Annotated in this window: 8 protein-coding genes; 4 read left to right on the top strand and 4 right to left on the bottom strand. The window is 71.7% G+C overall.

The features are described from left to right. From HC022_RS04015 to HC022_RS04000, 4 genes are all read left to right on the top strand, one after another. A partial coding sequence (locus tag HC022_RS04015; RefSeq protein ID WP_254884922.1) for an ATP-binding cassette domain-containing protein occupies window positions 1-965 on the top strand: 965 nt, incomplete at its 5' end. A 98-nt stretch (window positions 966-1,063) separates the two neighbouring features. Continuing rightward, a complete protein-coding gene (locus tag HC022_RS04010) occupies window positions 1,064-2,626 on the top strand; it encodes an ABC transporter substrate-binding protein (RefSeq protein WP_008887603.1) in 1,563 nt (520 codons plus the stop codon). A 100-nt stretch (window positions 2,627-2,726) separates the two neighbouring features. Continuing rightward, window positions 2,727-3,989 carry an FAD-binding oxidoreductase gene (locus tag HC022_RS04005; protein WP_167451427.1) on the top strand — a complete coding sequence of 421 codons (1,263 nt, stop codon included), beginning with the start codon at window positions 2,727-2,729 and terminating at the stop codon, window positions 3,987-3,989. Window positions 3,990-4,018: 29 nt separating this feature from the next. Continuing rightward, on the top strand, window positions 4,019-5,170 hold the full coding sequence (locus HC022_RS04000; RefSeq protein WP_167451426.1) for a mandelate racemase/muconate lactonizing enzyme family protein: 1,152 nt from the start codon (window positions 4,019-4,021) through the stop codon (window positions 5,168-5,170). Window positions 5,171-5,402: 232 nt separating this feature from the next. Here the strand turns inward: HC022_RS04000 and HC022_RS03990 are convergent, their stop codons facing one another. The 4 genes from HC022_RS03990 to HC022_RS03975 form a co-directional block, all read right to left on the bottom strand. Then, window positions 5,403-6,560, bottom strand: coding sequence for an FAD-binding oxidoreductase (locus tag HC022_RS03990; protein ID WP_167451425.1), 1,158 nt, complete (start codon window positions 6,558-6,560; stop codon window positions 5,403-5,405). A gap of 2 nt (window positions 6,561-6,562) precedes the next feature. Continuing rightward, window positions 6,563-6,838, bottom strand: a complete 276-nt coding sequence (locus HC022_RS03985) for a hypothetical protein (protein WP_167451424.1) — start codon at window positions 6,836-6,838, stop codon at window positions 6,563-6,565. 76 nt (window positions 6,839-6,914) lie between these two features. Further along, window positions 6,915-7,613, bottom strand: a complete 699-nt coding sequence (locus HC022_RS03980) for an HAD-IA family hydrolase (RefSeq protein WP_167451423.1) — start codon at window positions 7,611-7,613, stop codon at window positions 6,915-6,917. Continuing rightward, a complete protein-coding gene (locus tag HC022_RS03975; RefSeq protein ID WP_167451422.1) occupies window positions 7,610-8,353 on the bottom strand; it encodes a glycerophosphodiester phosphodiesterase family protein in 744 nt (247 codons plus the stop codon). The genes HC022_RS03980 and HC022_RS03975 overlap by 4 nt, the downstream gene beginning before the upstream one ends. Between the last annotated feature and the right edge of the window lie 11 nt (window positions 8,354-8,364).

Raw genomic sequence — 8,364 nt, 5'->3', positions numbered from 1 at the left:
CCGGCGGCGCGCTGCCCGCGGCGGCCGAGGCCGGCGGGGCAGGGGCCCCGGTGCTCGAGGTGCGCGACCTGAAGGTGCGCTTCCCGGTGCACGGCGGGCTCCTCGGCCGGGTGCAGGGCAATGTCCACGCGGTCGAGAACGTGTCGCTCAGCATCGCGCGGGGCGAGACGCTGGGGCTCGTGGGTGAGTCCGGGTCGGGCAAGTCGACCATCGGCAAGGCGATCATCGACCTCGCGCCCCGGCAGGGCGGCGAAATCCGGGTCGCGGGCCAGCGGATCGACTATCGCGACAAGGCCAGCCTGGCGGCGATGCGGCGCAAGGTGCAGATGATTTTCCAGGACCCCTACGGCTCGCTCGACGCGCGCCAGTCGGTGGGCTCCGCGATCCTCGAGCCGATGCTGGTGCATGGCCTCGCGAAGGGCGCCGAGGCGCAGGAGCGCATGGCGTGGCTGATGGAGAAGGTGGGGCTCGACCCCGCCCGCGCCGGCAGCCTGCCGCACGAGTTCTCGGGCGGGCAGCGCCAGCGCATCTGCATCGCCCGGGCGCTGGCCATGGAGCCCGAGCTCATCATCGCCGACGAGGCGGTGTCGGCGCTCGACGTGTCGATCAAGGGGCAGATCATCGACCTGATGATCGGGCTGCAGGAAGAGCTGGGCGTGTCCTACCTGTTCGTCAGCCACGACATGTCGGCGGTCGAGCGGATCTGCGACCGTGTGGCGGTGATGTATTTCGGCGAGATCGTCGAGATCGGTCCCACCCCCGAGGTCATCCGCCAGCCCGGCCACCCCTACACCCGGCGGCTGCTGTCGGCGATCCCGATCACCCACCCGGACCAGCGCGGCTCGCGCAGGCCGATCCTGACCGAGGACAAGCCCACGAGCCCGATCAAGCCGGTGGGCTTCCAGTCGCCGCCCGCGCAATGGGGCCGGCTGGGGAGCGACCACTTCGTGCGCTGCGAGGCCTGACGGACCCTGGAGCGCAAAGGCAGAGACACAAGAGCATAACAACCAGCCAGTTCCCGGGACAGCCGGGGCGCGCGACCCTTCAACAGAGAGGATTGACCATGATCACGAAACTGATGCGCACCGGCCTTGCCGCCGGGCTTCTGGCGGCGACCGCGCTCACCGCGGTGCCGGCGCTGGCACAGCAGACCACACTGACGCTGGGCGCCGACGCCGCCGACATCGGCAGCCTCGACCCGCATTTCGCCAGTTCGACCTCGGACCGGACGCTGGCCGCGTGGGTCTTCGGCGGGCTCGTGCGCTTCCAGCCGGGCAGCACCGACCCCGCAGGCATCGAGCCGGACCTTGCCGAGAGCTGGGAGTCGACCGACGACAAGCTCGAGTGGACCTTCCACCTGCGGCAGGGTGTGCAGTGGCAGGGCGGCTACGGCGAGGTGACCGCCGATGACGTCGTGTTCAGCATCGAGAAGGCGATGAACCCCGACACCTCGGCCTTTTCGGGCGACTACGCCGCCGTGGACTCGGTCGAGGCGGTCGATCCCTACACCGTCAAGGTCACGCTCAAGAACCAGATCCCGAGCGTGCTCGGCATCTTCGCCAACTACGCCGGCGGCTTCATCGTCTCGAAGGCGGCCTATGAGGAGCGCGGCGAGAGCTTTGCCCGCAACCCGATCGGCTTCGGCCCGTTCGAGCTGGACAGCGTCGAGCCCGGGGTCAGTGCCACCTTCAAGGGCCATGCCGACTACTTCCGTGGTGCGCCGCAGCTCGAGTCCGTGGTCTACCGCTTCCTGACCTCGTCCTCGGCCCGCGACCTTGCCTTCGTCTCGGGCGAGATCGACGCCTCGAAGGGCCTTGCCGACAAGCAGTGGCTGGCGCGCTCCAGCGCCATCGAGGGCGCGGCGGTCGACATCTTCGACCCGGCCGAGCTTTCGCTGCTCAACATCAACGTGACGCAGGCGCCCTTCGACGACATCAAGGTGCGGCAGGCGGTGGCCCATGCGGTCAACCCCGACATCTTCGTGCAGTACCGCGGCCCCGAGTTCACCCGCCCCGGCAAGTCGGTGATCCCGTCTAACAACCTCGGGTTCAGCGAGGACGTGGGGATGTACGAGTACGACCCCGAGGCCAGCAAGGCGCTGCTGGAAGAGGCGGGCTACGGCGACGGGCTGACCGTGAAGATGCTGGCGAGCCAGCTCAACAGCCTCGAGAGCAACGCGCTGCTGCTGCAGTCGCTGTTCGAGGAGGCCGGCATCACGCTCGAGCTTGAGCCGGTGGAGCACGCGACCTGGCACCAGATGATCCGCCAGGACCTGAGCCCGCTGGTGCAGTACGGCGCCGCGCGCTTCCCGGTGGCGGACGTCTACCTGACGCAGTTCTTCCACTCCGACAGCGCCATCGGTGCGCCCGGGCAGGTGACCAACTTCAGCCATTGCTCGGTCGCCGACGATCAGATCGAGGCGGCGCGGGTCGAGACCGATCCGGTCAAACAGCTGGCACTCTGGAAGGAAGCGCAGGAGCTGATCGTCAAGGAGGTCTGCGCCGTGCCGATGGCCGAGGTCGCGCAGGTCTGGGTCCGCAAGGCGGCGCTCGACTGGGGCTACGAGCTCAAGGGCGCGATGTCGCTGGGCCCGGTGGTGACCGAGGCCACCCACTTCACCGAGTAAGGATCCGAGGATCCCGAGGGGGGCGCGCCCGGAGCGGCGCGTCTCTCGACCGGCGCCGTGGCCACGAGCCGGGCGCGACCTATCCGGAAAGTCCCGCAAGATGACCGAAACGACACCGTCCGCCGCGGCCCCGATGATCGTGATCGGGGCGGGGATCGTCGGCGTGATGACCGCGCTCGAGCTGCAACGGCGCGGGGAGCCGGTGCTGTTGGTCGACCGCGAGGGCCCGGCGGCGGGCTGCTCCTACGGCAACGGCGGGGCCATCGGCCCCAACACCTGCACCCCCTTCGCCATGCCCGGCATCCTGCGCAAGATCCCCAGGTGGTACCCCGACCCCGATGGCCCGGTGACGGTGAGCCCGTCCTGGGCGCTGCGCTCGGTGCCGTGGATCCTGCGCTGGATCCTCGGCAGCCGCGCGGCGGCGGCCACCGCCTCGGCGCGGGGCATGCGGTTCCTGCACGCGGGCTGTCTCGACGCCTACCGCGCCGCCCTCGGCCCCGAGCTGGCGGCGGGGCTCTTGCGCGAGGACGGCTACCTCTACCTCTATGAAGGCGACCAGCAGGGCAGGGGAGAGCTTGCCGCCGCCGCCATCCGCGAGGCGCTCGGGGTTCCGTCCGAGGACCTGGACGCGGGGCGGATCCGCGAGATCGAGCCCGACCTCGCGGGCATCTTCCGGCGCGGGCTGAAGCTGCCCGGCAACGGCCATACGGTGAATCCGAAGCGGCTGGTGGACACGCTCTTCGGGATCTTCCAGCGCGGCGGCGGGCGCTTCCTGCGCAGCGAGGTGCTGGGCTTCGAGCTGCGCGACGGCCGCGTTGTCGCCCTGCACACCGGCGACGGGCAGGTGGCGGCGGGGGGCGTGGCGCTCTGTGCGGGCATCGGCTCGGGGGGGCTTGCGGCCGAGCTCGGCGCGCGGCTGCCGCTGGTGGCCGAGCGCGGATACCACGTGGTCTTCGGCGAAAGCGACGTGCGGCTGAACCACAAGATCATGAACGGCACCCGGGGCTTTGGTGCCACCGGCATGGAGATGGGGCTGCAGGTCACCGGCACGGTCGAGCTCGACAGCCCCGGCACCGCCCCCAACTGGCGCCGCGCCGAGGCGCTGGCACGGGGCGCGCGGCAGATGTTCCGTGAGGGCGCGCTGGGGCCGGTGAGCAGCCGCTGGATGGGCAACCGCCCGTCGCTGCCCGACAGCCTGCCGGTCATCGACCGCGCCCCGCGCGCCGCCAACGCGGTGCTGGCCTTCGGCCACAGCCACTGGGGCCTGAGCGGCGCCCCGCGCACGGCCTCGCTCGCCGCCGACCTGCTGGCGGGGCGCGAGCCGCCGCCCGAGTTGCGGCCGTTCCGCGCCAGCCGCTTCTGAGCCTGACACGACAGACCGGAGAGAGACCCATGAAGATCACCGCCATCGACATCTACCGCGGCCAGTCCGGCAAGCTGCAGCCGATCCTCTTGCGGCTGCGCACCGACGCGGGCCTCGAGGGCTGGGGCGAGGCGGGGGTGGCCTATGGCCGTGGCGCCCCGGCCGCCGCCGGCCTGATCCGCGATCTCGCGCCGCTGCTGCTGGGGCGCGAGGCGGGGGCCATCGAGGCCTTCCTCGCCGACTGCCACGATCACACCTTCTGGGGCAAGAACGGCGGCACCATCGTGCATGCCGCCGCCAGCGCGCTGGAGATGGCGATGTGGGACCTGCTCGGCAAGGAGCTGGGCGTGCCTGTTTCGCGGCTGATGGGCGGGCCGGTGCGCGACGAGATGCGCTGCTACGCCAACGGCTGGTACGAGGCCTCGCAGGAGCCCGACGACTTCGCCCGCGCCACCGAGCGCCCGCTCAAGGACGGCTACACCGCGCTGAAATTCTACCCGCTGGGTCAGATGGTGGGGCGCAACATGCGCCACGTCAGCCACCGGCAGATCACCCGCGAGGCGGCGGATCTCGCGGTGGCGCGGGTGCGGGCGGTGCGCAAGGCGGTGGGGCCGGACGTGGACCTGATGCTGGATCTGTCGGGCGGGGTCATCGCCCCCGAGGCGATCCGGCTCTGCGAGCGCTTCGCCGAGTTCGACATCTATTTCGTCGAGGAACCCGTGGACCCCGCCGACACCGCAGGGCTCGCCGAGGTCGCGCGCGCCGTGCCGATGCCGGTCGCCGGGGGCGAGCGTCACTACACGCGCGAGGGCTTCCGGCCGCTCTTCGAGGCGCGCGCGGTGAGCATCGTGCAGCCCGATCCGGGCAACACCGGAGGTCTGCTAGAGACCAAGAAGATCGCCGCCATGGCCGAGGCCTTCGGGATGCTCTGCGCGCCGCATGTCTGCGCCACGCCGCTGAGCACCGAGGCGGCGCTGCAGGTGGGGGCGACCCTGCCCAATTTCGCGATCATGGAGCTTTACCCCTATTTTCGCCACCACGACGGCTGGAACGCCTTCGTGGCCGACCCGGCCGAGGCAAGGGTCAGGGACGGCCACCTGCGCCCGAGCGACGCGCCGGGGCTGGGCGTCGAGATCGACGCAGCGGCGATCGCGCCGTGGTTCCTCGAAACGCTGGAGTGATCGCGCAAGGTTGACGGGGCAGGGGGGGCGTCCGAGGTCGCGGAGACTTTCCAGAGCGCCAGCTCTCGGCGCGTGTCCTTGAACAGGCAGACATCGGTGAAGGTGCCGCCGGACGTCACGCCAGTTCGTCAGGCCATTGCGCATGGGTCCTTTGTCCGGGCCGGCCTGTGGCCGCCCGGTTTCGTGCGCGTCGAACGTGGGTCACCGTTCGGTCAAGAGGTCCCGTCCGGCGTCAGCCGTGCAGGGTCAGCGCCTCGGCCCGGCCGTTCCAGCCCTCGAAGCGGGCGAGACGGAAGGGCGCGAGGTCGTGGTCCACGGGGTCGCCCGTGGCGAGGGCCGCGAGGATGCGGCCGGTGACGGGGCCGAGGCAGAAGCCGTGGCCCGAGAAGCCCGCGCCCACCACGAGGCCCTCGACCGCCTGCGGCGTGTCGAGCACCGGCAGGGCGTCGGGGGTGGTGTCGATGATCCCGGTCCATACGGACTGGATGCGGGCCGAGCTGAAGGCGGGGATCACCGTGCCGAAGCGGTCGATCACGTCGCGTACCGAGGCGAGCGTCGGGCGGATCTCGGGCTTGCCGGTGCTGTCGTCGTAATTGCCGTCCCACGGGCCCACGCCGGTGCTGGCGCGCCACTGGCCTCCGATCTCCTGCCGCCCGGCGCAATCGGCGTTGGCGACGCCGATGACCGGCGCGAGGATGCGCTCGGGCAGCGGCTCGGAGCGCACCACGGTGACCACGCGCAGCAGGTAGGGCAGCGACAGGCCGAGGGGGGCGAGCAGCTTGTCGGCGAAGACGCCTGCCGCAAGGATGACCCGCTCGCAGGGAATGCTGCGGGCGGTGGTGGTCACGCCGGTGATCCTGCCGTGCTCGACGTCGAGGCTTGTCACCTCCTCGCCCCAGCTGGTCTGCGCTCCGGCGCGGGCGGCGGCCTCAATGAAGGCCGCGACCGAGGCGTGCGGGTCGGCATGGCCGTCGCCCGGGCACCAGCTGGCGGCCAGCACCGAGGGCGAGACGGCGGGCGCGATCTCCTGCACGTCCTTGCCCTCGATGAAGCTGAGCTCGAGCCCGGCGGCGGTCTGGTCGGCGACCATGTCGCGGATCACCGCCACCTCGTCGGGCGTGCGGGCGAGCCGCAGGTTGCCCTCGCGGCGGTAGAAGAGGTCGGCACCGAGATCCTCGTGCAGGGTCTGCCACTCGGTCACCGCGGCCTGCGCCAGCGGCAGCTCGGCCGGGTGGCGGCCCGAGCAGCGCACCCCCGCGAGCGTCCAGCCCGAGGCCATCGCGGCCGGGGCGTAGCGGTCGAGCAGCAGCACGTCGTGGCCGGCGCGGGCAAGGCGGCAGGCGGCGGCGGCACCGGAGATGCCGGTTCCTATGATGACGATCTCGGGCATGGTCAGAAGTCCTCGGGCAGGTTTGTGATCTCCCGCAACTCTGCCACCAGCCTGGCGGGAATGGAAATTCCCTTTGCCGCGCTCCGGTTGCGATTGCCGAAGCGCCGCTCGCGGGGGATGCGCACGCCCTTGTCCGACAGCGCGGCGATGGCGCCGACCAGCACCCAAATGCGGTCGAGGCGGCGCTCGCCGGGATGGCGGGAGGGGTCGACGACGGGGATGTTGCCACCCCACGGTCCCATCGAGGCGGGGGCGGGGGGGAAGGCCAGCACCACCATGCCCCGCGCGATGCCGCGCGGGGAACCGGGCTGGCATCGCGCAGGGCCGCATTTTCACGGCCCGCCCGCCCGGCCTTCAGGCCTCGAGCAGTGCCGCGAGGGCCGGGGCGCCTTGGACCACCGCGACGGCCCCGGCAGCAAGGAGCAGCTCGGCGCGGCCGTCGCGCGGGTCGCCGGGGGTGACGAAGCCGATGGCGGCGACCCCGGCGGCGCGGGCGGCCTCGATGCCGTGCGGGCTGTCGTCGATCATCACCGCCTCCTGCGCCGGCACGCCCATGCGGGAGAGGCAGTGCTCGACCAGATCCGGCGCGGGCTTCGGGCGGGCGACCATCTCGGCGGAATAGACATGGCCGCCGAACATCGCGTGCAGCGGCAGCAGCCCCAGCGAGTTCTCGAGCCGCGCGATGCGGCTGTTCGAGGCGACGCAGGCGGGACGGTCGAGCCCGGCGACCAGCGCCTCGATCCCCGGCACCGCCTTCAGCTCGGCGCGGAAGGCGGCGAAGAGCCGGTCCTCCCAGCCCGCGAGTGCGGGTTCGGGATCGTGGAGCCCGTAGTCCTCGCGGCAGATCCGCAGCATCTCGCCACGCGAGCCGCCGGTGAAGCGCACATGCGCGTCGTGGGCGGTGATCTCGGCCCCGGCGGCGCGCAGCGCCTCGGCCATCAGGCGCGAGGCGATGAGCTCGCTGTCGATCAGCACGCCGTCGCAGTCGAAGATCACCAGCCCCCTGGGCAGTGGCGCGGCGGTCCCTGCTTCGGGAAGCGTCAGCACGTTCACGCGGGCACCCCCTTGCGCAGGGCCAGCGCCACGTCGGGCGCGTCGGTGGTGAGGTGGCCGACGCCGCGGTCGAGCCAGGCCCGCATCGTTTCGGCGTCATTCACCGTCCAGGCGCAGAGCCGCTCGCGCGGCCAGAGCCGGCAGACCTCGTCCCAGTTGGCGGCGAGGAAATCGTGGCGCAGCGCCACGATCTCGGCCAGGTCGGACACGGCGGCGGCGAAGCCTTCGAGCCCGCCCTGCCGGCCGACCCAGTCCGCATCGGCGGAAACCAGACGGCGCACCTGCGGCGCGTGCAGGCGGCAGTCGCTGAGGATACCGAGGTCGAAGGAGGTGAGGAAGGCGCGCTGCTCGAGCCCGTGGGCGCGCAGCCGGTCGGACACGGCCTCGGCGATGCCGGGGTAGGGGCTGCGTTGCGCGTCGAGCTTGATTTCGACATGCAGGTCGATGCCATCCGCGGGGGCCAGCACCGCCAGCACCTCGTCGAGCGTCGGGATCGCGTCGGTGCTGTCCTTCAGCCGGGTCGCGGCCCGGGCCTCGGGCGACAGGGCGCGGACCTCGCCGGTGCCGTGGGTGGTGCGCTCGAGCGTGGCGTCGTGGATCACCACGAGCTCGCCCGCGTCGGTCAGGTGAACGTCGAACTCCACCGCGTCGACGCCCAGCTTCACCACCTCGGCAAAGCCGGTGAGCGAGTTCTCGGCCCAGAGGTTGCGGGCGCCGCGATGGCCGGTGATCTTGGTCATGGGGTGGGGTC

The sequence above is a fragment of the Salipiger sp. HF18 genome, from assembly GCF_011806505.1.
Classification (GTDB): domain Bacteria; phylum Pseudomonadota; class Alphaproteobacteria; order Rhodobacterales; family Rhodobacteraceae; genus Salipiger; species Salipiger thiooxidans.
Note: the sequence above shows the minus strand (reverse complement) of the source record. Positions and strands in the feature narration are given on the sequence as shown.

What these genes read in the sequence shown, in the direction of transcription:
- HC022_RS04000 (WP_167451426.1), top strand. Translation starts at nt 4,019, where the DNA reads ATGAAGATCACCGCCATCGACATCTACCGCGGCCAGTCCGGCAAGCTG.
- HC022_RS04005 (WP_167451427.1), top strand. Translation starts at nt 2,727, where the DNA reads ATGACCGAAACGACACCGTCCGCCGCGGCCCCGATGATCGTGATCGGG.
- HC022_RS03975 (WP_167451422.1), bottom strand. Translation starts at nt 8,353, where the DNA reads ATGACCAAGATCACCGGCCATCGCGGCGCCCGCAACCTCTGGGCCGAG.
- HC022_RS03990 (WP_167451425.1), bottom strand. Translation starts at nt 6,560, where the DNA reads ATGCCCGAGATCGTCATCATAGGAACCGGCATCTCCGGTGCCGCCGCC.
- HC022_RS03985 (WP_167451424.1), bottom strand. Translation starts at nt 6,838, where the DNA reads ATGGTGGTGCTGGCCTTCCCCCCCGCCCCCGCCTCGATGGGACCGTGG.
- HC022_RS04010 (WP_008887603.1), top strand. Translation starts at nt 1,064, where the DNA reads ATGATCACGAAACTGATGCGCACCGGCCTTGCCGCCGGGCTTCTGGCG.